The sequence below is a fragment of the Streptomyces sp. NPDC055099 genome (genome assembly GCF_053607685.1).
This window is the reverse complement of the sequence record NZ_JBSGUA010000003.1, coordinates 248,349-274,478: the sequence shown is the minus strand read 5'-3', so window position 1 is coordinate 274,478 and position 26,130 is coordinate 248,349. Positions and strand designations below refer to the sequence as shown.

Below are 26,130 nucleotides of genomic sequence, written 5' to 3'. Positions count from 1 at the left end.
CTGACCGGCCCGATCTTCCGCCTGGCAGACTGGACGCGTGAGCAGCGACCAGACCGCCGGGAACTCCCAGCCGCAGGACACCCCAGACCCCCAGGACAGCCCCTTCCGCACGGAGAAGACGACACGCGACGAGGCACCGCAGTACGTACTGCCGCTGGTGGCCCGCATCGAGCGCGCCGAGCCTCCGCACCGTACGGACGCCCTGGAGACCGCGGCCCGCGCGGTGCTCGTCATGCTCGGCGACGAGCGGTCCCTCGGCGACGGCGAGTGGGCGCAGGCCATGCGTGACTGGCAGGACGCCAGGATCCGCAAGGTGGTCCGGCGGGCCCGCGGCGCCGAGTGGCGGCGGGCCGAGGCGCTGCCCGGCATCACGGTCACGGGCAAGTCGGCGGAGGTACGCGTCTTTCCCCCGGTGCCGCTGGACGGCTGGCCCAAGGACCTGGCCCGGCTCCAGGTCTCGGGCACGGACCTGGACGACCCGGAGGCGGTGCCGCCCGCGGACGCGACCGCGCCGGTCCTGTGGATGAGCCCCGATGTCGACATGTCGGCGGGCAAGGCGATGGCGCAGGCGGGGCACGGCGCCCAACTCGCCTGGTGGGAGCTGTCGGACGAGGAGCGCGTGGCCTGGCGGGACGCCGGTTACCCGCTCTCCGTGCGCACCCCGGGCGCCGCGCGCTGGAGCGAACTCGTGGCGAGCGGCCTGCCGGTGGTGCGGGACGCGGGCTTCACGGAGATCGCCCCCGGCTCCTGCACCGTGGTCGCCGACCACCCCGCCCTGCACTGAGCCGGCCGGACACGGCGTCGAGGAGATCCACATGGCGAGCGAGCCCCGTGTGAGTGTGAGCGCCGGTGCTGCCGGTGCGGCCGGTGCCAAGCTGGACGGGCGCGTCGAGCGCGGCAATCAGACCCGGCGTCTCGTCCTGCGCCGTACGGTCGACATCGCCTCGGTCGAGGGCCTGGACGCGCTCTCCGTCGGCCGTCTCGCCACCGAGCTGAAGCTCAGCAAGAGCGGGGTCTTCGCGCTCTTCGGCTCCAAGGAGGAACTGCAGCTCGCGACCGTACGCGCGGCGGGCCGCATCTTCCTGGACGCCGTGGTGGAACCGGCCGGGCAGTCGCCGCCCGGCCTGGAGCGCGTACGGCAGTTGTGCGCACGCTGGCTCGACTACTCGGAGCGGCGGGTCTTCCCCGGTGGCTGCTTCTTCCACGGGGTGATCGCCGAGTTCGACGCCCGCGAGGGTGCCGTGCACGACGCGCTGGTCCGTGCCGACCGTGACTGGACCGGCCAGGTGGAGCGCTGCGTCGCCGAGGCGCGCGACACCGGGGAACTGCTCCCGGACACCGATGTCCCCCAGCTCGCCTTCGAGCTCATCGCCCTGATGGAGTCGGCGAACGCGCACTCGGTGCTGCACGACGAGCCGCACGCCTACCGCAGGGCGTCCGTCGCGATCACGACACGACTGCGCGCGGCGGCGACCGACCCGTCGCAGGTGCCCCAACTCCCGTGAGCGCCCGCCCGAATACCCTCCGCCGCCCAACCCGGCAGTGGGGCAATCCGGCACGCGAAACAAGTAGCACGACCGTTCGTTTAGATTTACGCTCCTTGCATGCCTTCACCCATCCCGCGCCGTTCACACCACGGAAAGTGAGCAGTGACCCCCGAATGACGGACCTCATCGCACATGACCTCATCGCACTCGACCGCGCCGCCCTCCAGGAATCCCTTCGCGTCCTGCGCGCGGCCCGCGACGCCGACTGGGCGCGCCCCTCCCCCTGCGCCGGCTGGACGCTGCGCGACCTGGTGGCGCACATGAGCGCTCAGCACCACGGGTTCGCGGCGGCGGCTCGCGGATCGGGCGACGCCCGTACGTACTGGATCGCGCCGGATCTCGGACGCGACCCGGTCAGGGTCTACGAGGAATCGGTGCGCCACGTGCTGGCCGCGTTCGCCGAAGAGGGCGTCATGGAAAGGGGGTTCACGCTTCCCGAGATCGGCGGGACGTTCACGGGGCGGATCGCCGTCGGCTTCCATCTCCTGGACTACGTGGTGCACTCCTGGGACGTGGCGACGACCGTCGGCGTCGGTCTCGAACTGACCGGACCCGTCGTGGATGCCGCGCTCGCCATCGCCCGCCGGGTGCCGAAAGATCCCGAACTCCGGGGACCCGGCGCGGCGTTCGCTCCGGCCCTGCCAACCCCGGAGGACGCCTCGCCCCTGGAGGAGATGCTGGCGCTCCTGGGGAGGTCAGCTACGTCACACGACGGCCGGGCAGAGCGTTGAACATCACGCACGCATCTTCCGTATCCCCTGGTACCAGGAAGTAGCTTGCCTCACGGCAGGTTGACGGGCAGGTCGACGGGCAGGAAGGCACGGCACATTGCGGCGCATCAACGGCACGGCTCTGATCATCGCGGCACTCGTGGTCACATTGGGCGCGCTCGCGTTCCCCATGTGGTCCTACGCCGACCGCTCGGGCACCGGGCAGGCCAATCTGGCCGCCGGTTCCGTGGCCACCCAGTGGGGTCCCCTCTCGGCGGCCGACCGCGATCTCCTGGTGAAGGTGCGGCTGGCCGGGCTGTGGGAGTTGCCCGCGGGCCAGCAGGCCGTGGAGCGCGCGCCGACCGAGGCGATCAAGGAGGCCGGTGACCACCTCATCGTCGGCCACACGGACCTCGACAAGCGGGCCCGCGCGGTCGCGGCGCAGCTCGGCGTGGAGCTGCCGAACCAGCCGACCGCCCAACAGCAGGGCTGGCTGCAGGAGTTGACCGAGGCCGAGGGCATGGAGTACCAGCGGAAGTTCGCGAACCTGCTGCGGGTCGCGCACGGCAAGGTGTTCAGCGTGATCGCGCAGGTGCGCGACAGCACCCGCAACACGCTCATACGGCAGCTGGCCAGCGACTCGAACCAGACGGTCCTCGACCACATCACCATGCTGGAGGCCACCGGACTCGTCGACTTCGACGACATCGCCAACGGCGGCGCCGCGACCGCGACGGCAAGCCCCAGCGGTCCGCCGCCGCCCTCCGGCGTCCCCCCGGTGCCCCCGGCGGCGGGCCCGACCGGCGATGTGTCCACGACGTCACGGCCCTCCCCGGCGCCGCCAGGCGAGGTCAACACGAACCGGCCGGAACCTCAAATGTAGCTCTGAACGTCCCTCCTCAGGGGTTCGGCCGCTTCGGCCGGGGCCATGACTCCTGCACATGTTCACAAGACACGGGCGCGACGCGGGGTCTTGGCGGAGGAGGGGGATCATGAAGCATCTGGGGACCGGAATCGGGTGGCGTCCGGAGATCGCGGACGCCGTGGAACGGATGCCCGGCATCGACTGGGTCGAGGCCGTCTCGGAGAACCTGTGCCCCGGGCACCTCCCCGATTCCCTCCTGCGGCTGCGGGAACGCGGGGTCACGGTGGTGCCGCACGGCGTCTCGCTCGGCCTCGGCGGCGCCGACCGCCCCGACGAGACGCGCCTCGCCGCGCTCGCCGAGCGCGCGCAGGTACTCGGCTCGCCGCTGGTCACCGAGCACATCGCGTTCGTACGCGCCGGGGGCCCGCTGACGGCCTCGCAGCCGCTGGAGGCGGGTCATCTGCTTCCGGTGCCGCGCACCCGCGACGCCCTCGACGTGCTGTGCGAGAACGTGCGCATCGCGCAGGACGCGCTGCCGGTGCCGCTCGCCGTGGAGAACATCGCGGCGCTGATCTCCTGGCCCGGCGAGGAGATGACGGAGGGGCAGTTCCTGTACGAGCTCGTCGAGCGCACCGGCGTACGTCTCCTCATCGACGTCGCCAACCTCCACACGAACCACGTCAACCGCGGCGAGGACCCGTCGAAGGCCCTGGACGAACTGCCGGTCGAGGCCATCGCGTACGTCCATGTCGCGGGCGGCTTCGAGCGGGACGGCGTCTGGCACGACAGTCACGCCCACCCGGTGCCCGAGCCGGTCCTGGCGATCCTGTCGGACCTGGCGAGCCGGGTGAGCCCGCCGGGCGTCCTGCTGGAACGGGACGAGAACTTTCCGGCGCCGAAGGAGCTGGAGCGGGAACTGGAGGCGATACGGGAGAGGGTGCGGACGAAGGCTCCCGCATCCGGTGAGTGTGCTTCCGGCACGGCGCGGGACGCCGGGGAGGGGCCCGACGCGACCACGGCGCCCCCCGCCACCCCCGACATCGCCCGTCAGCGGCTCGCCCTCGCGCAGACCGCGCTTCTTTCCGCCCTGGTGGCCAGGACGCCCGCGCCCGAGGGCTTCGACCGGGCCCGGCTGGCCGTGCAAAGCCGGGCGTTGACCGGCAAGCGGGCGGACGTCGTGGCGAAGGTGGCGCCCGAGTTGCCGGAGATCCTCGGCGAGCGCTATCGCGCGGAGTTCTTCGCGTACGCGCAGACGCGGCCGATGACCGGCGGCTACCGGCGTGACGCGCTGGACTTCGCCGAGCGGCTGCTGCTCGCCGGGCTGCCCGAGGACGCGGAGGCGCGGGGCAGGCTGACCCGGTGGTGGCTCGACCGGTCCGGACCCGCTCCGCTGGACGGGCGGCCGGTGACCCGGTGGCTGCGGGCGGCGCGGTTCGCGCTGCGCCGAGGTTAGAGGAGGCGACAGCCGTGGAGATCCTCTCCATCTGTTTCGCCTTGCTGGTCGCGGCCTCGTCGGCCGCTCTCCTTGTCGGTGTCTCCCGCATTCGGCAGGCCGGGCCGCCGCGGTCCGACGCCCGGCACGGCGCGGTGTTCGACCCTCTGGAAGCCGCCTTCCTGGGCGGCGGCCCCGGCCGGGTCGCCGACGCCGCGATCGCGGCCATGCACGAGGACGGGCGCCTGGTGGTCGCGTTCCCCGGCGTCGTCGCGCTCCGGTCGGCCGAGGTCCGCAACCCGGTGGAGGGCGCGGTGCTCCAGGCGCACGAGGCCGCGCCGAGCGGCGCCCTGCACTGGCTGCGCATCGGCGTGATGCGCAGCCCCGCCGTGCAGGCGATCGGCGACACGCTGGCCCGGCGCGGGCTCATGGTGCGCCCCGAGACCCTTGACCGCCTGCGACGCCGCAAGAACCGGCACAACGCCCTGAGTCTCGTCGGGTTCTTCCTCGTCATCGGGGTCATCGCCGTCGAGGACGGCGACGGCCCCTCATGGGATCCCGTGAGCGCGGCGACGATCCTGCTGATCGTGGCCTGGGTGCTCGGCGCCCTGGTCGGTCTGCTCGCCGGCCGCGTCACCCGCACGCGCGTGACCGCCACGGGCCGGACCGCTCTCGCGGAGTACCGCGCCGCGGGCGCGCTCGCGCCGGGCGCCGCGTACCGCGTGGCCGTCGAAGGCCTGGTCGGCGTCCTCGACCCCGACCTGCGCGCCCAGCTCCAGGCCGCGCACCGCGTGCGGCCGGGACGTACGGCGGCGGCATCCTCGTCGTACGCGAGCTCCGGCACCGGCACCATCGCGTGGTGCGGAGGCACGGGAAGCGGCTCGGCGTGCGGCGGCGCGAGCTGCGGCAGCTCCGGCGGCGGCTGCGGAGGCGGGGGCGGTTCCTCGTCCTGCGGCGGCGGAGGGGGCGGCGGCTGCGGGGGCGGCGCAGGGGGCAGCTCCTAGGCGGCCACCCGCGCACCGGCCGCCGGGGCGCGGGCCCGCATCCGATGCCCCTTACCCGTACGGCAGTTGACGTACTCCGTGCCGTATGGCGCAGGTCCCTCTTCGTGGCGCACTAACGTGCGGTGCCGCAACAGGAGGCGTCATGCGATCCATCAACGGCACCGGCCTCATCGTCGCGGGGCTCGTCGCGACGCTGGCCGCGCTGCTCTTTCCCGTCTGGTCGTACGAGGACAGGTCGGGCACCGGCCAGGACATCCTCGACGCGGACACCGTGTCGACGGAGTTCGGCCCGCTCTCCGCGCTCGACCGGGACTTCATCACGAAGGTGCGGCTCGCGGGCCTCTGGGAGCTCCCCGCAGGACAGCAGGCCGAGGCGCGCGGCACCACCAAGGCGGTGCAGACGGCGGGCGAGCACCTCGTCGAGGGTCATACGTTCCTGGACGCGCGCGTACGCGAGGTGGCGACGCGGCTCAACATGGAACTGCCCAACCAGCCGACCGCGCAGCAGCGTGGCTGGCTCGACGAGATGAGCGACGCGCACGGCGGCGCGTACGACGAGAAGTTCGCCAACATTCTGCGCGCCGCCCACGGCAAGGTCTTCTCGGTGGTCGCCGAGGTCCGCGCGACCACCCGCAACTCGCTGGTGCGCGCGCTCGCGGACGACGCGAACACCACCGTCCTCGACCACATCACGGTCCTCGAAGGCACGGGCCTGGTCGACTTCGACGACCTGGCGCGCGACGCGGCGTCGGCGGGCCCCGTCCCGGTGACCCGCTCCCCCGCCCCGCCGGGGCCTACCGAGTCCCCGGCTCCGGCGACCCCGGTCTCCCCCTCCCCCACCTTCTCGCTGCCTCCACCGGCCTCCCGCCCCAAGCCGAAGGAGGACAGGGAGCCGAAGGAGGACAAGGGACCGTCGAGTAAGGACAAGGGGCGCGACAGCGGCAAGGCGAAGCCCGAGCACCGCAGCAAAGCGGAACGTTACGTACCCGCGATCCCGCGTCCGCATGCTGAATGACCCATGGCGCCGCGCCCGCCCCTCGCATAGAACACCGGCATGTTCTGGCTTCCGCTCCTTCTCGTGGCCTGGGTCGTGACGGGCCTGTCCTGCGCCCGGCTCTGCCTCACCGCGTACCGCGCCGCCCGGCCCGACGCGTCCCCGGGGCAAGGCCATGAACTGACGCTCTACGAAGCCGCGTTCCTCTCCGGCGGGCCGGCCCGCGTCACCGACCTCACGCTGGTGTCGATGGCCCGCGCCCGGCGCCTGCTGCTCGCGCACACCGGCTGGGCGACGGTCGTCGACCCGGTGGGCGGCGACGACATGGAGCGGTCCGTCCTCGGCGCGATAGGGCCCGGCGGGCAGGCGCCGATAGCGCCGGTGCGCCGGGCGGCGGCCGGCGCCGACGCGATGCGCGCCCTCGCCGACCGTCTCGTCGCGGCGGGCCTCGCCCTGCCCGAAGGCTCCTGGTCGGGGATCGCGGGAGCGGTCCGGCAGGTACGGGCGACCGCCGTCGCGGTGATCGCGCTCGGCGCCGTCGCGCTGCTGATGCCGGCCCAGGAGCCGCGGGAAGAGGTGCTCGTCGCGCTCTGGTTCGCGCTGCCCTTCACCCTGAACGCGAGCTGCCTGGCTGTCGCCCGCTTCGAGATCCACCCCTACCCGCGCTGGGCCTCTCCCGCGGGCCAGCTCCTGCTGAGCGCCCTGCCCGCGCGCGGCGGCTCCGACCTCACCGCCGTCGCCGTACGCGGCACCCGCGCCCTCGCCGACCCGGAACTCCGTGCGGCCTTCGCGCACCGGGACACGGCGCATCGGGGTCATTGAGCCCGACACGCCCGACACCGGCGGGGCGGTGCTTTACTTCGCCCATTACCAAACGAATCATCCCTTTTGTTCGAGCAACGCACGGCCGAATGAAGGGATGAAGAGCGATGAGAGCAGCAGCCGCCCTCTACGGAACCGCTGGATCCTTGGTCCTGACCGCACTCGTCGCCGCCCCCACGGGAAGCGCGTCCGCGGCCGACACCACCCCGTACCCGGAAACGCAGGGCACCCATATCGCGGCCCAGCGCGCGCAGGCGGCCGGCCTGCGCTTCGCCGCCTGCCCGAAGGCCGAGGGCCTGCCCCCCTCGGTCAAGTGCGCCACGGTGACCGTGCCGCTGGACTACGCGGACCCGAGCGGCAAGCAGATCCGGCTGACCGTCAGCCGCTCCAAGGCCACCGAGCGGGCCGAACCTCGGCGCGGCAAGTCCGTCAAGCGGCAGGGCGCCCTCGTGTTCAACCCCGGCGGCCCCGGCGGCTCCGGCATGTACTTCCCGATGGTCGGCATGCTGCCCGAGTGGAAGCGCATCGCGGCGGCGTACGACCTCGTGGGCTACGCCCCGCGCGGTGTCGGCCGCTCGGCGCCGATCTCCTGCCAGGACCCCAAGGAGTTCGCCAAGGCCCCGACGCAGTCGCCGACCCACCCCGACACCGCCTACAAACTGCAGCGCGTCAAGCAGGCGAAGGCGTACGCGGAGGGCTGCGTCAAGCGTTCCGGCAAGGCCGTGCGGCACTACACGAGCCTGAACAACGCCCGTGACCTGGACGTGCTGCGGGCGGCGCTCGGCGAGAAGAAGCTGACCTTCATGGGCGCCTCGTACGGCACCTACTTCGGCGCGGTGTACGCCTCGCTCTTCCCCTCACACGTGCGCCGCATGGTCTTCGACTCGGCGGTCAACCCCGACCCCGCGCAGATCTGGTACCGCAACAACCTCGACCAGTCCGCGGCCTTCGAGCGGCGCTGGGCCGACTTCCGCGCCTGGGTGGCCAAGCACGACAAGACGTACCACCTGGGCAAGACCCCCGAAGCGGTGCTGCGCAGCTACGAGAAGGTGCGCGACAAGCTGGCGGCCAAGCCCGCGGGCGGCAAGGTCGGCCCCGGCCAGCTCCAGTCGGCCTTCCTCCAGGCCGGGTACTACGACGACTACTGGCCGGCGCGCGCCTCGGCGCTCTCGGCGTACGTGAAGGGCAATCCGAAGCCGCTGATCGAACAGGCCGCGCCCGAGCCGAAGGCGGCCAAGGAGCAGGAGAACGGCAACGCGGTCTACACGGCGGTCGAGTGCAACGACGCGTCCTGGCCGACGGACTTCAAGACCTGGAACCGCGACAACTCGATGCTCGCGCGCGTGGCGCCCTTCGAGACCTGGGACAACGCCTGGATGAACCTGCCGTGCGCCTACTGGCCCGAGACCCGCAGGCAGCCCCTGGACGTCCGCGCCACGGCGGACGAGCTCGCCCCGACGCTGATCCTGGCTGCCGAGCGGGACGCGGCGACCCCGTACGAGGGCGCGCTGGAGCTGAACCGCAGGCTGGGCGGTTCGGTCCTGGTGACCGAGCGGGACGCGGGCACCCACGGCATCGGCGCCGGGCCCAACAAGTGCGTCAACGGCCACATGGAGGCCTACCTCCTCGAGGGCAGGCTCCCCGTGGAGCGCGCGGCGTGCGCGCCCCACAAGGAGCCCGAGCCGCTGTCCGGCGCGCGGGCGGCGGCTCTCCCCGAGAAGCACTAGCTACCGGCTACAGGGCGCCGAGACGCTCCAGCGGGAACGGCGGCTGGGCCAGCGGCCGCACCGCGAGCCGGGTCAGCGGCAGGGCGTTGTCGTCGCCCGCCGTGCGATTGGCGTGCAGGACGCCGCAGTGCGTGCACCGATGGACGAGAACCCATTCGCCGTCTCCGCGTACGGAGATGGCGAGGGGTTCCATCCGGGCGCCGCAATCCGCGTCCCGGTCGCCGGGGGTGTCGTCGAGGTGACGGCTCCACAGGCAGTTCGGGCAGTGGTTGCGGTGGTCGGTGCCGGGTGCGGTCATCGATACGTCGAGACCGCACTGCAGGCAGCGGAAGGACTGGGCGCGCGCCTCAGTGCGGGCCCGCCGGGAGGTGTTGCGGGACATGGGGTGGATGACTCCAGTGCGTCGCGGAATTGGCTGGCTTCGAGCTGATCCGCGGGGCCCTGGGCATACATTCACCGTTCTCTCTGTCCTTGGCTTCGACCTCTCGATGAAACCCGCACCGGACAGGGCGCGGCAACCGAATTAACGGCGCTCCGAATGACCTAGGCGAGGCCCGCCACGAGGTCCGCCACGGACTTGCGGCGGCCGGTGTAGAACGGCACCTCTTCGCGGACGTGCATACGGGCCTCGGAGGCGCGCAGGTGCCGCATGAGGTCGACGATGCGGTACAGCTCGTCCGCCTCGAAGGCGAGCATCCACTCGTAGTCGCCGAGCGAGAACGAGGCGACGGTGTTGGCGCGCACGTCGGGGTAGCCGCGGGCCATCATGCCGTGGTCCTTGAGCATGCGGCGACGGTCCTCGTCGGGCAGCAGGTACCAGTCGTAGGAGCGCACGAAGGGGTAGACGCTGATGTAGTCGCGCGGCGTCTCGTCGGCCAGGAAGGCCGGGATGTGCGACTTGTTGAACTCGGCGGGGCGGTGCAGCGCCATGTTCGACCAGACCGGCTCCAGGGCGCGGCCCAGTTTGGTGCGCCGGAAGAGGTTGTAGGCCTCCTGCAGCTCGTCGGAGGTCTCGGCGTGCCACCAGATCATGACGTCGGCGTCGGCGCGCAGGCCCGACACGTCGTACGTGCCGCGGACGGTGATGTCCTTGGCGGCGAGCTGGTCGAACAGCTCCTGGACCTCGTCGGCGTAGCCGGCGCGGTCCTCGGGGAGCAGGTCCTTCAGCCTGAAGACGGACCACAGCGTGTAGCGGATGACCTCGTTGAGGTCCTTGGCCTTCTTGCCCGCGTTCGGGCTCTTGGCGGGGGCGTCGTCACTCATGGCCCTATTCTCCTCCGCCGCCGTGCAGGCTCTGCACCGGGTTGCGGGTGAGCTCCTGCACACCGGCCAGGTCACCGCCCAGCTGGTCGACGGCGGCGTAGGCGCTCGCGATGCACGCGGGGATGCCCACTCCGTCGTACGCCGCTCCGCACACCGCGAGGCCGGGCAGCTTGCTCACGTGCTCGCGGACGCGGGCCACGCGCGCGTGGTGGCCGACGGGGTACTGCGGCAGGCCGTCGTGCCAGCGGGTGACGCGGGTGGCGACGGGCTCGGCGTCAAGGCCTGTGGCGGCGCGCAGGTCGCGGCGGGAGAGCTCGACGAGCTCGGCGTCCTCGCGCTCGAGGATCTCCGTCTCGCCGTACCGCCCCACCGATGTGCGCAGCACAAGGAGGTCGGGGTCCTCATCGGCGATCCAGCCCCACTTGCGTGAGGCGAAGGTGGACGCCTTGATGGTGTGCCCGTCGACGGGCGGCACGAGAAAACCGCTGCCTTCGGGGAGGTCGGTCTCACTGCGGCGGTAGGCGAGGGTCATCAGGGCCATGGAGGCGTACTCCACGCCTGCGAGCTCGGCCGCGGCGGCGGGGGCCTCGACGCCGAGGAGCGCGGCGGCGGCGTACGCGGGCACGGCGACCACCACGGCGTCGGCGTCGATGGTCTGCTCGCCCGTGCCGACCTGCCAGCCCCGCGCGGCGCGGCGCAGCTCGGTGACCGGCGACCCGGTGCGGATCTCGCCGCCCCGCGCACGGACCGACTCCGCGACCGCGAGCGGCAGTTGGCCGACGCCGCCCTCGATGCCCATGAAGACGGGCCCGGTCTGCTGATTCCGCGCGGCCCTGGCCTGGATGGCGCGGACGCCCTCCGTGAGGGAGTCGTGGGCGCGGGCGGCCTCGAAGAGCTGCGGGACCGCCGAGCGCATCGAGATGCGGTAGGCGTCGCCCGCGTACACCCCGCCGAGCAGCGGTTCCACGAGGCGGTCGACGACCTCGCGGCCGAGGCGCGCGGCCACGTACTCGCCGACCGCGACGTCGTCGCCGACCTCGGTGGGCGGCAGGTCACGGTCCCGCTCGATGCGCCGGAGCCCTTCGTCGGACAGCACTCCGGACAGGGCCGACGCGTCGCCGGGTACGCCCATGACGTGGCCCTTGGGCATCGGCCGCAGGGCCCCGCGGGTCCAGATCGCCGCGGTCGCCGTGGCGGGCGGCTGCAGCCGGTCGGCGAGGCCCACCTCGCGGGCCAGGGCGACGGCCTCGGGGCGGCGGGCCAGCATCGACTCGGCGCCGAGGTCGACGCGGACGCCCTCGATCTCGCCGGGGAGCAGCTTGCCGCCGAGCCGGTCGGAGGCCTCCAGGACGGTCACGCGGGCGCCGGTGCCGAGCAATCGGTGGGCGGCGGCCAGTCCGGCGATCCCGCCACCGATGACGACGACATGGCCCGTTCGTGTGTCCGTTTCGCGCATGCCTCCACTCTACGAGTCGCGCTTCACGGGTCGCGCGAGTCCCGACCGTGACCCCATCGGGACCGGTCGGCAACCATCGTTCTGCCCCTCCCCCGCGTCAAAGGAGCATCAGTCACCACGACCTTCGGGGGTACGCCGAGATGCACGCGTCCAGCGAAAGCACGTCAAGGCACCGCACGGTCCAGGCGTTGTCGGCTCTCCTGCTGGCCGTCGCCCTCGCGCTCACCGGGTGCTCCGCGGGCGGCGACTCCGGCGGCGACAGCGACAAGGCGGCGGGCAGCGCCGCCCAGGAGGGGGCCGACGCGGGCGGAAACCGGGACTCCAAGGGGGTGGGCGGTGGCCAGGCGGACCAGTCCGGCAAGAAGAAGCCGCCCGAGCTGACCGGCACGCACATCATCCGCACCGCCACCCTGACCGTCCGCGTCAAGGACGTGCCGAAGGCCCTGGACGAGGCCCGAGCCGTGGCCGTCGACGCGGGCGGCGTCGTCGGCGACGAGACCACGGACCGCGACGGCCGCGGACACGAGCGCTCCCGCGTCGTGCTGCGTGTCCCGCAGGACCGGTACGACGAGGTCCTGACGTCGCTGGAGGGCACGGGCAAACTGATCAAGCGCAAGGCCGAGGCGCAGGACGTGACCGATCAGGTCGTCGACGTCGAGAGCCGGATCAAGTCGCAGCGGGCGAGCGTGGCGCGGGTGCGGGAGCTGATGGACAAGGCGACCAAGCTGAGCGATGTGGTCACGCTGGAAGGGGAGTTGAGCTCCCGCCAGTCGGAACTGGAGGCGCTGCTCGCCCGGCAGTCCTCGCTCAAGGACCGTACGAGCATGTCCACCATCACGCTCTCGCTCAGCGAGACGGCGGTGAAGAAGGCGGACGCGGACGACGACGACCCGACGTTCGTGGACGCGCTGGCCGGCGGCTGGAGCGCCTTCGTGACGATGCTGCGGTGGGTGGCCGTGGCCCTCGGCGCGATCCTGCCGTTCGTGGCGGTGGCGGCCCTGCTGTTCCTGCTGTGGCAGCGCCTGGTGCGGCCGCGGCTTGCGCGGCGGCCGGCTGTGGCGACGGCTCCCGCGGTCCCGGAGCGGAAGGGCGAGGGCAAGGGCGACGACGACTAGCGGCCCGTCAACTGCCGCCGGGTCGTAGCGTGTCCGTATGAGGAGCGCGAAGGAACGACTGGTGATCATCGGGGGCGACGCGGCGGGCATGTCCGCCGCGTCGCAGGCACGCAGGCTCAAGGGCCCGGAGGAGCTGGAGATCGTCGCGTTCGAGCGCGGCCACTTCACCTCGTACTCGGCCTGCGGCATCCCCTACTGGGTCGGCGGCGACGTCCCCTCGCGGGACGAGCTGATCGCGCGTACGCCCGAGGAGCACCGGGCCCGCGACATCGACCTGCGGATGCGTACGGAGGTCATGGAGATCGACGTCGAGGGCGCCCGGGTCCGCACCAGGGACCTGGAGTCCGGGGCCGAGTCCTGGACGGCGTACGACAAGCTCGTGATCGGCACCGGCGCCCGGCCGGTGCGCCCCTCCCTGCCCGGCATCGACGCCCCCGGCGTGCACGGCGTACAGACCCTGAACGACGGCCAGGCGCTCCTGGACACGCTGGCGGGCACGGAGGGCCGCAGGGCTGTCGTCATCGGCGCGGGGTACATCGGCGTGGAGATGGCCGAGGCCCTGATCCAGCGCCGGTACGAGGTGACGGTCGTCAACCGTGGCTCGGAGCCGATGTCGACGCTCGACCCGGACATGGGCCGCCTCGTCCATGACGCGATGTCCGGCATGGGCATCGAGATGGTGAACGGCGCCGAGGTCACCAAGATCCTGACCGGTGACGACGGCCGGGTCAGGGCGGTGGCCACCGAGGACGCCGAGTATCCGGCGGACGTGGTGGTGCTCGGCATCGGCGTGCGCCCCGAGACGGAGCTGGCCCGCGCGGCGGGTCTTCCGCTCGGCGAGTACGGCGGGCTGCTCACGGATCTCGCGATGCGGGTGCGCGGCCACGAGAACATCTGGGCGGGCGGCGACTGCGTCGAGGTCCTCGACCTGGTCTCGGGCCGCGAGCGCCACATCGCGCTCGGCACGCACGCCAACAAGCACGGCCAGGTCATCGGCTCGAACGTGGGCGGGAGTTACGCGACGTTCCCCGGTGTCGTCGGCACGGCCGTCAGCAAGGTCTGCGACCTGGAGATCGCCCGCACGGGTCTGCGCGAGAAGGAGGCGCGGGCGGCGGGACTGCAGTACGTGACGGTGACCATCGAGTCGACGAGCCGCGCGGGCTACTACCCCGGGGCGGCCGTGATGACCGTGAAGATGCTCGCCGAGCGCCTCTCGGGACGGCTGCTCGGCGTCCAGATCGTCGGCCGCGAGGGCGCGGGCAAGCGCGTGGACATCGCCGCCGTGGCCCTGACGGCCCGGATGACGGTGGACCAGATGACGGCGCTCGACCTCGGCTACGCCCCGCCGTTCTCACCGGTCTGGGACCCGGTCCTGGTGGCGGCGCGCAAGGCGGTCGCGGCGGTGCGGGCGGCGGCCTAGGACCGCGAGGGGCGGGTCCGCACCGCGGACACGCCCCTCCCCCGCTCCTCACCCATCACATTCAGGCGAGATTTTCAGCCAACTACGAGCCAGCCACGAGCCGACTATGGGCCGCTCACGCAACGACCACGAAACGACTTCGTCAGCGTGCGGTCCGCGTGTGGACATGCTCCACGAGCCGCGTCAGGGCGTCGGGGTCCGTGGTCGGCAGGACGCCGTGGCCGAGGTTGAAGATGTGCCCTTCGAGACCGGACGCGGCGTCCAGGACCTCGTCCGTCTTGGCCTCGATCGCCTCCCGCGTGGAGAAGAGGACCGCCGGGTCGAGGTTGCCCTGCAGCGCCTTGCCGGGACCGACCCGCCGTACGGCCTCGTCCATCGGCACGCGCCAGTCGACGCCGACCACGTCGGCGCCCGCCTCGCCCATCAGACCGAGCAGCTCGCCCGTACCGACACCGAAGTGGATGCGCGGGACGCCGTACGGGGCCACCGCGTCGAAGACCTTCCGCGACGCGGGCATCACGGAGCGGCGGTAGTCGGCGGGGGCCAGCGCGCCCACCCACGAGTCGAAGAGCTGCACGGCGCTCGCGCCCGCCTCGATCTGCACCTTGAGGAAGGCGCCGGTGATCTCCGCGAGCCGGTCGAGCAGGTCGGCCCACAGCTGCGGGTCGCCGTACATGAGCGCCTTGGTGTTCTCGTGGTTGCGGCTCGGACCGCCCTCGACCAGGTAACTCGCGAGGGTGAAAGGCGCTCCGGCGAATCCGATGAGCGGGGTGGACCCCAGCTCGGCCGTCAGCATGCCCATCGCCTCGGTCACGTAACTCACGTCGTCCGGCGTCAGGTCCCGCAGCTGGGCGAGGTCGGCGCGCGAGCGGATGGGGTTCGCGACGACCGGGCCGATGCCCGGCTTGATGTCCAGGTCGACGCCGATGGCCTTGAGGGGGACCACGATGTCGCTGAAGTAGATCGCCGCGTCGACCTTGTGGCGGCGCACCGGCTGCAGCGTGATCTCCGTGACCAGCTCCGGCATCATGCAGGACTCCAGCATGGCCGTGCCCTCGCGCACCTTGCGGTACTCGGGAAGTGAGCGCCCCGCCTGCCGCATGAACCAGACCGGCGTGTGCGGCACGGGCTCACGCCTGCAGGCCTTCATGAAAGCGGAGTCGTACGTCGCTGCATTCTGCTGGCCCGCGGGGCTCTGACTGTTGTTGGCACTCACGCGGAAAGTCTCGCACGGGCCCGCGCGCCCCCCTGCCCCGAGGGACACCCTGCCTTGACCGGGGCCCCTCTCACGGGTGTCTCTCCCTGCGCGAAGCCGCCGTTCCCCTTAATCTTCCCCGCATGGCTGCGGCTCAGGGACAACGGTCGGACGGCGCTGGCGAGATGGAAAGTACGGAGGGGAAGGTGGCGGATTCGGCTCCGTTGCCCTTTCGCGCGGCGGTCGACGCGCTGCGGGGGGCACGGCTTCGGCCCGAGATCGAGATCGACCCGACGCGGCCGCCACAGCGCCTCGCCCCGCATGCGTACGCCCTGGAGGCGGCGGTGGTCGAGGACGACGAGGATCTGGCGGACGGACGGCTCGTCCTGCTGCACGATCCGGCGGGGCACGACGCCTGGCAGGGCACCTTCCGCCTCGTCACGCTCGTCCGCGCGGAGCTGGAACCGGAGATGGCGGCGGATCCGCTGCTCCCCGAGGTCTGCTGGTCCTGGCTGACGGGCGCGCTGCAGGCGCGCGGTCTGGCCTGCGGCGAGCCGAGCGGCACCGTCACGCGTGCGGGCTCGCACTACTTCGGCGGTCTCGCCGAGCGGCCGCCCGCGTCGCAGATCGAGATCCGGGCGTCGTGGACGCCGCGCGAGGGGCACGGCGGGGTGCCGGACACGGCGGCGCATCTCGCGGCGTGGTGCGATCTGCTCTGCCAGATCGCGGGGCTGCCGCCGGTGAACCAGGGGCACGGAGGCGACGGCTCCGTGGTGTCGCTGCCGCAGCGGCGGGGGCCGCAGACGCCTTGACGGGCGGCGGGGCGTTTTTTCTCGAGTGCCCCCGAACAACACCTAGAGCAGCCCCGAACAACACCGAACGGCCCCGAACGGGTTCTGGACGGACACCGGACGATCACGCGGATGAGCGATTCTGAACGACTGCGATTCGGGTTGATCTTCGGATGATCGATCGCATGTCCGAATCGCCCGAATTGTTACTCACCAAATCGTGATCATTCTCTAAAGGCGGACGGGTTTGATGCCGAAGAGGTTGGTGACCTTGAAAGCACGGTTCGTCCCGGCTTCATCCCCGAGCCGGTTCAGTCCCGCACCCCAGGAGGCCTGGTGTCCGTTCTCCTCGAGCAGCCCGCAAGCCTGGTCGCCTACCGCCCGAACAAGCCGACCGCCATGGTCGTCGTGGCCGACCCGCGCGTCCGCTCCACCGTCACCCGCCACCTGTGGGCCCTCGGTGTACGCGACGTGATCGAGGCCTCGTCGATCGCGGAGGCTCGTCCCCGCATCGGCAACCCCCGGGACATCTGCGTCGCAGACGTCCACCTCCCCGACGGCTCCGGCCTGACGCTCCTATCGGAAACCCGCGCTGCGGGCTGGCCGAACGGCCTCGCCCTCTCCGCAGCCGATGACATCGGTGCCGTACGCAACGCCCTCGCGGGCGGCGTCAAGGGCTACGTCGTCACCGGCACCCGCAACAACGTCGGTCTCCCCACCCGCCCCGGCGCCGCGCCCATCGGCTCGGCCGCCGCCCGAATGCACCGCCGCCCGCCGGGCGCACCCAGCCACCCCGGTGGCTACCGAGAGCTGTCCGGCCGTGAGGTGGAGGTTCTCCGCCTCGTCGCGGAGGGTCAGTCGAACAAGGCCATCGGTGTCTCGATGGGGCTCTCCGCCCTGACCGTGAAGAGTCACCTCGCCCGCATCGCGCGCAAGCTCGGCACGGGTGACCGCGCCGGGATGGTGGCGGTGGCCCTGCGCACCGGAATCATCCACTGACTCATTTACACCCCTCGCGCGCCCGTCGACGGAACGTTCCGTCGACGGGCGCTGTGCATACACAGATACCCTTGACAGGTGACCGACGCCCAAGAGACCGCAGCAGACAGCTCACTGCGAACCACCGGAGGCGGCCCTCCGGACGACGTCGAAACGGCGCCGATCCCTTTGGACGAGCCGCGTGATGGCATCCCCCCGGTGGTCGCCGACGAGACCGCCCTCGCAGAGGTGATCGCCGCGTTCGCGGCAGGCAGTGGCCCCGTGGCCGTGGACGCCGAACGCGCGTCCGGCTATCGGTACGGCCAGCGTGCCTATCTCGTGCAGCTGCGCAGGGAGGGCGCGGGCAGTACGTTGATCGACCCTGTCGCGTGCCCCGATCTGTCGGGGCTCGGCGAGGCGATCTCCGGGGCCGAGTGGGTCCTCCACGCGGCCACGCAGGATCTGCCCTGCCTCCGCGAAATAGGCATGATCCCCACCAGCATCTTCGACACGGAGCTCGCCGGGCGCCTCGCGGGATTCCCCCGGGTCGGCCTCGGCGCGATGGTCGAGGGCGTGCTCGGCTTCGTCCTGGAGAAGGGCCACTCGGCGGTCGACTGGTCGACGCGGCCGCTGCCCGACCCCTGGCTTCGCTACGCGGCGCTGGACGTCGAGCTGCTCGTGGACCTGCGCGACGCGCTGGAGAAGGAGCTCGACCGGCAGGGGAAGCTGGAGTGGGCCCGCGAGGAGTTCGACGCGATCTCCTCCGCGCCGCCGGCGCCGCCGCGGGTCGATCCCTGGCGGCGTACGTCGGGCATGCACAAGGTACGGCGCCGTCGCCAGATGGCGGTCGTACGGGAACTGTGGACCGCCCGCGACAAGGTGGCCCAGCGGCGTGACGTGTCGCCCGGCAAGGTGCTCAGTGACGGTGCGATCGTGGAGGCGGCGCTGGGGCTTCCGCCCAACGTGCACGCGCTCTCCGGGCTCACCGGCTTCGGGCATCGCATGGGGCGCCGTCAGCTCGAGCAGTGGCAGGCCGCGGTGGACCGGGCCAGGGCCCTGCCCGACTCCGAGCTTCCGCAGCCCGGAGCGGCCGTTTCCGGGCCCCCGCCGCCCCGCTCCTGGGCGGACCGCGACCCGGCCGCCGCGGCCCGCCTCTCCGCGGCGCGGGCGGCGGTCTCCGCCCTGGCGGAGGAGCTGAACATGCCCCAAGAGAACCTGATCACTCCGGACACGGTCCGCCGCGTCTGCTGGGAGCCACCGGCGCAGGTGGACCCGGAGTCGGTGGCCGAGGCCTTGGCCGCACACGGCGCCCGGCGGTGGCAAATCACCCAGGTGACCCCGGCGCTGGTGACGGCACTTACTTCGGCTTGAGCTGGGGTGGGGGTGGGGTGGCCGGGGTGCCGCGTGGCCGTTACGGGGGCTTCGGTCGACCGGTGGCTTTGGTGGGCGCCGGGGGCCGTCATCTGGGTGGGGTATGCGTGCCGGGTGCGGACTGGTTCGTTGGGGGTGGCCGGGGGTGGAGGGGTGCGCGGCTGCTCCGGGGAGGGGTGCCGGTCTCGTCAAGCGACTGCGGACTGGCTCGTTGAGGGCACCCGGGGGCGGGGAGGTGCGCGGCCGCCCGGGGATGGGTGCTGGTCTCGTCAAGCGGGTGCGGACTGGCTCGTCGGGGGTGACCCGGGGGTGGCAGGGTGCGCGGTCGGCCCGGGAGCGGGTGAGGGTCTCGTCGAGCGGGTGTCTCTCGGACCCGTCCCATCCTGGTTGCGTTGCCCCCTTCGCGGACCTCTCGCCAACCACCTCGTCACGATCTCTCGCCGGAGACTCTCGCGTCAGCCCATCAGCCAGTCGCCAGGTGGGTTACGGAGGGTGCGGGATGCAGCAAAGTCCCGCGAGAAGGAGGCCTGAGGGCGCGGTTCGTGGGACTTCATTGCAATCCGCGCCCGTGGTGCATCGGAAGGGCACGGGGCGCATCGGGAGGGTCGGTGGGTCGTGCATCGGGAGGGCTCGTGGCGCATCGGGGCCTACGCGACGTAGGAGCGCCCTTGACGCCCGGGCCGGAACCACCAACCTCGCGACACCGGATGGCCCCCGGCGCCCACCGAAGCCACCGGCCGACCGAAGCCCCCGTAGCGGCCACGCGGGACCCCCGCCCCCGCCCCAAGTGTGACCTTCGCAACCCCGTAGCAGCGCGCGGCAGCTCTTGGCCGCATAGTTACCGGCAAGTAGCATGGGGTGTGGAAGCGCGCCGGCAGGCGCACCCGCACCCTGGAGGAGAGCCATCGTGCCTCGTACCGTCAGGGACGTCGTCTTCGTTGATGGCGTCCGCACCCCGTTCGGCAAGGCGGGCCCGAAGGGCATCTACCACGAGACCCGTGCGGATGACCTCGTCGTCAAGGCCATCCGGGAGCTCCTTCGCCGCAACCCGGCCCTCGACCCCGCCAAGATCGACGAGGTCGCCATCGCCGCGACCACGCAGATCGGCGACCAGGGTCTGACGCTGGGCCGCACGGCGGGGATCTTGGCCGGGCTTCCGCAGTCCGTGCCCGGGTACTCCATCGACCGCATGTGTGCGGGTGCCCTGACCGCGGTGACCGCCACCGCCGGCTCCATCGCGTTCGGCGCGTACGACGCCGTCATCGCCGGTGGCGTCGAGCACATGGGCCGCCACCCCATGGGCGAGGGCGTCGACCCGAACCCGCGGTTCGTGAGCGAAAAGCTCGTCGACGAGTCCGCCCTCTTCATGGGCATGACCGCCGAGAACCTGCACGACCGCTACCCCACGATCACCAAGCAGCGCGCCGACGAGTACGCCGTGCGCTCGCAGGAGAAGGCCGCCAAGGCGTACGCCAACGGCAAGATCCAGCAGGACCTCGTGCCCGTCTCCGTACGGCGGACCAACGAGGAAGCCGGTGAGACCGGGTGGGGGCTCGCCACCGCCGACGAGCCGATGCGGCCGGGTACGACCCTGGAGAGCCTCGCCGGGCTGAAGACGCCGTTCCGTACGCACGGCCGCGTCACCGCCGGTAACGCCGCGGGCCTCAACGACGGCGCCACCGCGTCGATCATCGCCTCCGAGGACTTCGCCCGGGAGAACAACCTCCCGGTCAAGATGCGGCTTGTCTCGTACGCCTTCGCGGGTGTTGAGCCTGAGGTCATGGGCTACGGGCCTATCCCGGCCACGGAGAAGGCCCTCGCTCAGGCCGGGCTCTCCATCTCCGACATCGGTCTCTTCGAGATCAATGAGGCCTTCGCCGTGCAGGTGCTCGCCTTCCTGGAGCACTACGGCATCGCCGACGACGACGCGCGCGTGAACCAGTACGGCGGCGCCATCGCGTACGGCCACCCCCTCGCCTCCTCCGGCGTGCGTCTGATGACGCAGCTGGCGCGGCAGTTCGAGGAGCAGCCGGACGTCCGCTACGGCCTGACGACGATGTGCGTCGGCTTCGGCATGGGCGCCACCGTCATCTGGGAGAACCCGAACCACAAGGACGCCGGAGGCGACAAGTGAGCAGCTCCACCAGCTCCACCACGGAGCTTCTGAAGGGCGCGGCCGAGCTGTTCCCGGACGAGGTCGTCACGCAGGCGCACGTACGCCACCTCGACCTGCCGGCCGGCGCCGGGCGCTTCGCGCTCATCACGCTGGACAACGGCTTCGACCACACCAAGCCGACCACCTTCGGCCCGGGCTCGCTCGCGAACCTGAACGCCGCGATCGACCAGGTCGAGAAGGAGGCGGCCGAGGGCACGATCGTCGGTGTCGGTGTCACCGGCAAGCCGTTCATCTTCGCCGTCGGCGCCGACCTCAAGGGCGTCGAGATCCTGAAGCGGCACGAGGACGCGCTCGCCATCGGCAAGGGCGGCCACGAGGTCTTCAAGCGGCTCTCCGGACTCGCTGTTCCGTCCTTCGCGTACTACAACGGTGCCGCGATGGGCGGTGGCGTCGAGGTCGGTCTGCACTGCTCGTACCGCACCGTCTCCAAGGCGCTCCCGGCCTTCTCGCTGCCCGAGGTCTTCCTCGGTCTCGTACCGGGCTGGGGCGGCTGCGCGCTGCTTCCGAACCTGATCGGTGCCGACAAGGCCGTCTCGGTCATCATCGAGAACTCGCTGAACCAGAACCGTCAGCTCAAGGGCAAGCAGGTCTTCGAGCTCGGCATCGCCGACGCGCTCTTCGAGGGCGCGGACTTCCTGGAGCAGTCGCTGCTCTGGACGGCCTCCGTCCTCAACGGCTCGCTCACGGTGGAGCGCCCCGAGATCGACCGCGGCGAGGCCTGGGACGCCGCTGTGGCCCGTGGCCGTGGCATCGCGGACTCCAAGGTGCACGGCGCCGCCCCGGCCGCCTACCGCGCCCTGGAGATCATCGAGGCCGCCAAGGACGGTGACCTGCAGAAGGGCTTCGACGCGGAGGATGTCGCGCTCGCCGACCTCATCATGGGGGGCGAACTGCGCAGTGGCATCTATGCGTTCAACCTCGTGCAGAAGCGCGCGAAGCGGCCTGCGGGTGCGCCCGACAAGAACCTTGCGCGTCCGGTCACCAAGGTCGGCGTCGTCGGTGCCGGTCTGATGGCCTCGCAGCTCGCGCTGCTCTTCCTGCGCCGCCTTGAGGTGCCGGTCGTGCTGACCGACATCGACCAGGCGCGCGTCGACAAGGGCGTGGGCTACGTCCACGAGGAGATCGACAAGCTCCTCCTCAAGGGCCGCGTCAACCAGGACAAGGCGAACCGCCTGAAGGGGCTCGTCTCCGGCGTGCTCGACAAGGCCGAGGGCTTCTCCGACGCCGACTTCATCATCGAGGCCGTCTTCGAGGAGATCGGCGTCAAGCAGCAGGTGTTCGCGGAGGTGGAGGCCGTCGCTCCGGCGCACGCCATCCTCGCCACCAACACCTCTTCGCTGTCCGTCTCCGAGATGGCGTCGAAGCTGAAGCACCCCGAGCGGGTCGTCGGCTTCCACTTCTTCAACCCCGTCGCGATCCTCCCGCTCCTGGAGATCGTGCGCGGCGAGCAGACGGACGACGCCTCGCTTGCCACGGCCTTCGGTGTCGCCAAGAAGCTGAAGAAGACCGCGGTCCTGGTGAAGGACGCCCCGGCGTTCGTCGTGAACCGCATCCTCACCCGCTTCATGGGCGAGATCCAGAACGTCATCGACGAGGGCACCCCGGTCGCCGTCGCCGAGAAGGCCGTCGAGCCGCTCGGTCTGCCGATGTCGCCGCTGGTGCTCCTGGAGCTGGTCGGCCCCGCCATCGGTCTGCACGTGTCGGAGACCCTGAACCGCGCCTTCCCGGAGCGCTTCACGGTCTCGCCGAACCTCGCGGCGGTCGTCAAGGCCGGCAAGCGCGGCTTCTACGTCTACGACTCCGGCAAGCCGGAGCTGGACCCGGAGGTCGCCGCTCTCCTCAAGCAGGGCGACACCGTCCTGACCGAGGAGCAGACCCGCGACCGCGTGCTCGACGCCGTGGCGCAGGAGATCGGCCTCATGCTCGACGAGGGTGTCGTCGCCGAGGCGCAGGACATCGACCTGTGCCTGATCACCGGCGCCGGCTGGCCCTTCCACCTGGGCGGCATCACGCCGTACCTGGACCGTGAGGGTGTCAGCGAGCGCGTCACCGGCAAGCGGTTCCTGGCGCCGGGCGTGGCCAGCGTGCCCGCGTAACACCTCCGCATACGGGCGATGCCCGGCCGCCCGAAAGGACGGCCGGGCATCGCCCGTTGTGGCGGTCGTACGGCTACACGCGCGTCCACGCGCCGAGCGCGAGCCCCGACTCCGCCTTCTGCCGCGCGAGCCGCAGGGTTCCGTCGAGGCCGATGGTCGCCATGACCACGCGGCCTTGCGCGTCCAGCGCCAACGCCGGGGAGCCCAGGCAGGGTTCGCCGGTGGCGGCCCACCACGCGCCCGCCTGTTCGTCCTGGGTGGGGTAGGCCGCGATGACCGGGCGGCCGTCGGCGCCCCGGTGGGCGAGGACCGTGCAGTCGTGGCCCTCTATCGTCGCGCGCAGGGCGGCCGTGGGGCCCGGCTCCGGGGCTCCGCCGAGCGGTCGCGCCTCCTCGTCGTCCGAGCGGTGCGCGAGGACACCCCGGCCGCGGACGTCGGTGGCGTAGTACGTGAGGCGGTCCGGGGCCGTCTCCAGGGCCGTGCCCGAGCCGGGGGCCGGGGGCAGCGGGATGTCGTCGGTGCGCTGGAACTCCGCGCCCTGCTTCTCCTGGGTCCAGTGCAGCGTCTTGTTCTCGGCCGGTCCGAAGACCTCCACGCGGCCGGTGGAGGTGGCCAGCGCCGTGATGCCGTCCAGGACCTCGCGGACCTTGAAGTCCTTCCAGCCCTCCCACTTGCCGCCCTTGCCCTCGCGCCGCAGCCGGACGCTGTTCACCGCGTCGCGCACGAAGACGTGGACCGTGCCGGAGGCGTCCACGGCGGCGGTCGGGGCGCCGAGGTGCGGGGCGCGCTCGACCATCTTGGTGTGCGGGTTGCCGAGCGAGCGCCAGTCCATGAGCGGGCGGCCCGACTGGTACTGGACGGCGTGCACGACGTCCACCTCCGTGCCGCCGCCGTCCTTGGGCACCTTGCGCAGGGCAATGAAGTGGACGTACCCGTCGACGCCCTGGGCCAGGGTCAGGTGGGTCAGGTCCGGCGTCTCGAACAGGTCGGGGCCCGTCCAGTCGGGGCCGCCGGGGCGGGTCTCCGTCCAGCGCAGCAGGCCGTCCGCCGAGCGGGCGTAGGCGGTGAGCCTGCCGTCCTTGCCGCGCAGCAGCCAACGGGCGGTCGCGAGGGTGCCGCTCGCCACGTGGACGGCGGCAAAGGCCGTCGGGCGGGAGGATTCCCGCTCGGGTCTGGGGGCGGACCTCTGCGGCATGACTCGGCGCGGACCTTCCTGTGGGCGTGCGTTTCTCCGGCTCGATCAGTCTACGTTTGCGGTGTGCCAGGGTGGCGCCATGAGAACTCTCCTCGTCGTGGACGCCGCCAACGTCGTCGGCTCGGTGCCCGACGGCTGGTGGCGCGACCGGCACGGGGCCGCCGAGCGGCTGCGAGACCGCCTCGTCGCGTACGCCGACGAGGGCATCGCGGGGCATCCGGGGCCGCTGGACGTCGTGCTCGTCGTCGAGGGCGCCGCCCGGGGCGTCGAGTCCGTCGAGGGCGTACGCGTGGTCCCCGCGCCCGGCAGCGGCGACGACCGCATCGTGGAACTGGCCGCCGAGGCCGAGGGCCGCCCGTGCGTGGTGGTCACGGCCGACCGCGAGTTGCGGCGCAGGGTGGGCGAGTGGGGCGCGGAGTCCGTGGGCCCCCGGACGGTACGCGACGGTTGACCTCTCCGCGGCTGCCTCGCGCCCGCCGCCGTCATCGCTCGCCCCGTACGTACACCACCGCTCCCCCCACCCGCGCCACCGGCTCGTACCCGACGGCCAGGACGCGCCGCAGGGACGGCATCCTCTCCGGGGCGAAGGGCTTGCCCCGGGAGTCGTCGACGACGATCGCCGGTGGGTGGTCGGCCAGTTCCCGGCGGAAGACCTTCCACGAGCCCTCGACGGCGTATCTCTCGCCCACCTGCGGCCCGTTCCTGCCCCCGCTGTAGTTGGTGAGCAGCCCCGCCGTGAGGTAGCGGCTCGCGGGCGGGCGGTCGGCGAGCCAGTACGCCTCCGGGTGTATCCCCCAGAACAGCACCCTGTCCTGGGGTGACGTCAGCGCCCGTACGGTCTCCGCGAGGCGCGTGGCGTGCGCCAGTTCGGGGCGCGGCGCCAGCATTCCCCAGGTCAGGAAGAGCGCGCACGCCCCCGCCGAGACCGAGACCGCCGTCAGGGTGCGCTCGCGGGGCAGGATCTGGAGCGCCGCCGTGCCCAACAGGGCGAGGGGCGGCGTCAGTTGCAGGTAGTAGTGGCCGAAGAAGTGGAAGCCGACGAGGACGGCTCCCGCCGATGAGGCGAGCCAGAGCCACAGCTCCGTCGAGCCGGTGCGGGCGATGCGCAGGACCCGCAGGACGGGCGGGATGATCCCGGCGCAGGCCGCGGCGAGGATCGCCGCGTTGGTCAACCCGCGGAAGAGCACGTGGAGTTCGGAGCCGGTGAAGGATGCGTAGGCCCCCGACCCCGTCACCGTCCAGAACAGGAACCCCGCGGGGTCCGTGACCGCGGCCACCGCAAGGACGGGACCGCACAGCCCGATCCCCAGGCGCAGCAGGTCCCTTCGGGCGCCGCCCGCCTGCCACAGCAGCCACACCACCGGCACCAGGACCGCTCCCCCGGTCTGCTTGACCAGGAACGCGCAGGCCACCGCGGCGCCCGCCGCTCCCCAGCGGCGCCGGTCCGCGCACCAGAGGGCGGCCGCGGTGCACGGCAGCATGAAGACCTCGAAGGTCGCCGCCTGGACGTCCTCGGGGTTCAGGCCGACGGAGACGAGAAGGTAGAGCACGCCCGCCGTACGGCCCGCGCCGTCGCCCCAGCGGCGCCTCGCGACACAGACGAGGAGGACGGCGGTCAGGAGCTGGGCCGCGACCGCGAGCACTTTCAGCGGGAGCAGCGTCGCGTCGCCGAAGAGCGCGAACGCCGCCTCGTACAGCCAGGGGACGAGCGGTGGCTTGCGGTCGACGACGGTTTCGTAGAGCTCTCCCCCGTCGGCCAACATCCTTGCCTGGACGGCGAGATAACCCTCGTCCGGGCTCCACAGCGGCCACCGGAAGGAGGGGGCGCGGGTGACGCAGGCCAGTGCGGCGAGGAGTGGCAGCAGGCGCGGCCAGTACGGCGTGGGGGTTCGCTCCGTGCGCGGGCGGGGCAGCCGCGGCCCGTGTACGGAGCGTGGTGATGCGGAGGGCTCGGCGAGCATGAGGTGCACGCT

22 protein-coding genes and 1 pseudogene are annotated in these 26,130 nt (G+C 72.1%); 17 read left to right on the top strand and 6 right to left on the bottom strand.

Annotation, left to right across the window (positions count from 1 at the left end; genetic code table 11):
* The first annotated feature begins 37 nt into the window (after window positions 1–37).
* The 9 genes and pseudogenes from ACWFRU_RS09150 (at window position 38) to ACWFRU_RS09110 (ending at window position 9,101) form a co-directional block, all read left to right on the top strand.
* On the top strand, window positions 38–784 hold the full coding sequence (locus tag ACWFRU_RS09150) for a peptidyl-tRNA hydrolase (RefSeq protein ID WP_453685473.1): 747 nt from the start codon (window positions 38–40) through the stop codon (window positions 782–784).
* Window positions 785–815: 31 nt separating this feature from the next.
* Window positions 816–1,505: a TetR/AcrR family transcriptional regulator gene (locus ACWFRU_RS09145; protein WP_453685472.1), complete on the top strand. Its 690-nt coding sequence runs from the start codon at window positions 816–818 to the stop codon at window positions 1,503–1,505.
* 155 nt (window positions 1,506–1,660) lie between these two features.
* The gene (locus tag ACWFRU_RS09140; protein WP_453685471.1) at window positions 1,661–2,278 is read left to right on the top strand and encodes a TIGR03086 family metal-binding protein; all 618 of its coding nucleotides are present in this window, start codon (window positions 1,661–1,663) and stop codon (window positions 2,276–2,278) included.
* 97 nt (window positions 2,279–2,375) lie between these two features.
* Window positions 2,376–3,140: a DUF4142 domain-containing protein gene (locus ACWFRU_RS09135; RefSeq protein WP_453685470.1), complete on the top strand. Its 765-nt coding sequence runs from the start codon at window positions 2,376–2,378 to the stop codon at window positions 3,138–3,140.
* Window positions 3,141–3,249: 109 nt separating this feature from the next.
* Window positions 3,250–4,575 carry a DUF692 domain-containing protein gene (locus ACWFRU_RS09130; RefSeq protein ID WP_453685469.1) on the top strand — a complete coding sequence of 442 codons (1,326 nt, stop codon included), beginning with the start codon at window positions 3,250–3,252 and terminating at the stop codon, window positions 4,573–4,575.
* 14 nt (window positions 4,576–4,589) lie between these two features.
* Window positions 4,590–5,558, top strand: a complete 969-nt coding sequence (locus ACWFRU_RS09125; RefSeq protein ID WP_453685468.1) for a TIGR04222 domain-containing membrane protein — start codon at window positions 4,590–4,592, stop codon at window positions 5,556–5,558.
* 142 nt (window positions 5,559–5,700) lie between these two features.
* Window positions 5,701–6,435: pseudogene (locus ACWFRU_RS09120) on the top strand (DUF4142 domain-containing protein); the annotation flags it as partial.
* A gap of 177 nt (window positions 6,436–6,612) precedes the next feature.
* Complete coding sequence (locus ACWFRU_RS09115) at window positions 6,613–7,374, top strand: TIGR04222 domain-containing membrane protein (RefSeq protein ID WP_453685467.1); 762 nt, start codon at window positions 6,613–6,615, stop codon at window positions 7,372–7,374.
* Between the two features lie 107 nt (window positions 7,375–7,481).
* Window positions 7,482–9,101, top strand: a complete 1,620-nt coding sequence (locus ACWFRU_RS09110) for an alpha/beta hydrolase (RefSeq protein WP_453685466.1) — start codon at window positions 7,482–7,484, stop codon at window positions 9,099–9,101.
* Between the two features lie 7 nt (window positions 9,102–9,108).
* On the opposite strand, the gene ACWFRU_RS09105 is transcribed toward ACWFRU_RS09110, so the two are convergent.
* From ACWFRU_RS09105 to hemG, 3 genes are all read right to left on the bottom strand, one after another.
* Window positions 9,109–9,483: an RNHCP domain-containing protein gene (locus ACWFRU_RS09105; RefSeq protein ID WP_150215590.1), complete on the bottom strand. Its 375-nt coding sequence runs from the start codon at window positions 9,481–9,483 to the stop codon at window positions 9,109–9,111.
* Window positions 9,484–9,644: 161 nt separating this feature from the next.
* Window positions 9,645–10,364: a hydrogen peroxide-dependent heme synthase gene (gene hemQ / locus ACWFRU_RS09100; protein WP_453685465.1), complete on the bottom strand. Its 720-nt coding sequence runs from the start codon at window positions 10,362–10,364 to the stop codon at window positions 9,645–9,647.
* Window positions 10,365–10,368: 4 nt separating this feature from the next.
* Entirely contained in the window at window positions 10,369–11,820 is a 1,452-nt protein-coding gene (gene hemG, locus ACWFRU_RS09095; protein ID WP_453685464.1) for a protoporphyrinogen oxidase, read from the bottom strand.
* A 140-nt stretch (window positions 11,821–11,960) separates the two neighbouring features.
* Between hemG and ACWFRU_RS09090 the strand changes: the two genes are divergently transcribed.
* A complete protein-coding gene (locus tag ACWFRU_RS09090; RefSeq protein WP_453685463.1) occupies window positions 11,961–12,935 on the top strand; it encodes a DUF4349 domain-containing protein in 975 nt (324 codons plus the stop codon).
* A gap of 37 nt (window positions 12,936–12,972) precedes the next feature.
* Window positions 12,973–14,355, top strand: coding sequence for an FAD-dependent oxidoreductase (locus ACWFRU_RS09085; protein WP_453685462.1), 1,383 nt, complete (start codon window positions 12,973–12,975; stop codon window positions 14,353–14,355).
* A gap of 142 nt (window positions 14,356–14,497) precedes the next feature.
* Here ACWFRU_RS09085 and hemE read toward each other — a convergent pair whose 3' ends face one another.
* A complete protein-coding gene (gene hemE, locus ACWFRU_RS09080) occupies window positions 14,498–15,571 on the bottom strand; it encodes a uroporphyrinogen decarboxylase (protein WP_453685461.1) in 1,074 nt (357 codons plus the stop codon).
* Window positions 15,572–15,693: 122 nt separating this feature from the next.
* On the opposite strand from hemE, the gene ACWFRU_RS09075 reads away from it, so the two are divergent.
* The 5 genes from ACWFRU_RS09075 (at window position 15,694) to ACWFRU_RS09055 (ending at window position 22,962) form a co-directional block, all read left to right on the top strand.
* Window positions 15,694–16,362 (top strand): DUF3000 domain-containing protein, encoded by a 669-nt coding sequence (locus ACWFRU_RS09075; RefSeq protein ID WP_453685460.1) that lies wholly within the window; start codon window positions 15,694–15,696, stop codon window positions 16,360–16,362.
* Between the two features lie 315 nt (window positions 16,363–16,677).
* Entirely contained in the window at window positions 16,678–17,340 is a 663-nt protein-coding gene (locus ACWFRU_RS09070; protein WP_160507754.1) for a response regulator transcription factor, read from the top strand.
* Between the two features lie 78 nt (window positions 17,341–17,418).
* Complete coding sequence (locus ACWFRU_RS09065; RefSeq protein ID WP_453685459.1) at window positions 17,419–18,690, top strand: HRDC domain-containing protein; 1,272 nt, start codon at window positions 17,419–17,421, stop codon at window positions 18,688–18,690.
* A 907-nt stretch (window positions 18,691–19,597) separates the two neighbouring features.
* Entirely contained in the window at window positions 19,598–20,824 is a 1,227-nt protein-coding gene (locus ACWFRU_RS09060) for a thiolase family protein (RefSeq protein ID WP_453685458.1), read from the top strand.
* Window positions 20,821–22,962 carry a 3-hydroxyacyl-CoA dehydrogenase NAD-binding domain-containing protein gene (locus ACWFRU_RS09055; protein WP_453685457.1) on the top strand — a complete coding sequence of 714 codons (2,142 nt, stop codon included), beginning with the start codon at window positions 20,821–20,823 and terminating at the stop codon, window positions 22,960–22,962. The genes ACWFRU_RS09060 and ACWFRU_RS09055 overlap by 4 nt, the downstream gene beginning before the upstream one ends.
* A gap of 73 nt (window positions 22,963–23,035) precedes the next feature.
* On the opposite strand, the gene ACWFRU_RS09050 is transcribed toward ACWFRU_RS09055, so the two are convergent.
* On the bottom strand, window positions 23,036–24,157 hold the full coding sequence (locus tag ACWFRU_RS09050; protein WP_453685456.1) for a hypothetical protein: 1,122 nt from the start codon (window positions 24,155–24,157) through the stop codon (window positions 23,036–23,038).
* Between the two features lie 79 nt (window positions 24,158–24,236).
* Here ACWFRU_RS09050 and ACWFRU_RS09045 point away from each other — a divergent pair, with 79 nt between their 5' ends.
* Complete coding sequence (locus tag ACWFRU_RS09045; protein WP_453685455.1) at window positions 24,237–24,608, top strand: NTP pyrophosphohydrolase; 372 nt, start codon at window positions 24,237–24,239, stop codon at window positions 24,606–24,608.
* A 31-nt stretch (window positions 24,609–24,639) separates the two neighbouring features.
* Here the strand turns inward: ACWFRU_RS09045 and ACWFRU_RS09040 are convergent, their stop codons facing one another.
* Window positions 24,640–26,118, bottom strand: a complete 1,479-nt coding sequence (locus ACWFRU_RS09040; RefSeq protein ID WP_453685454.1) for an ArnT family glycosyltransferase — start codon at window positions 26,116–26,118, stop codon at window positions 24,640–24,642.
* Between the last annotated feature and the right edge of the window lie 12 nt (window positions 26,119–26,130).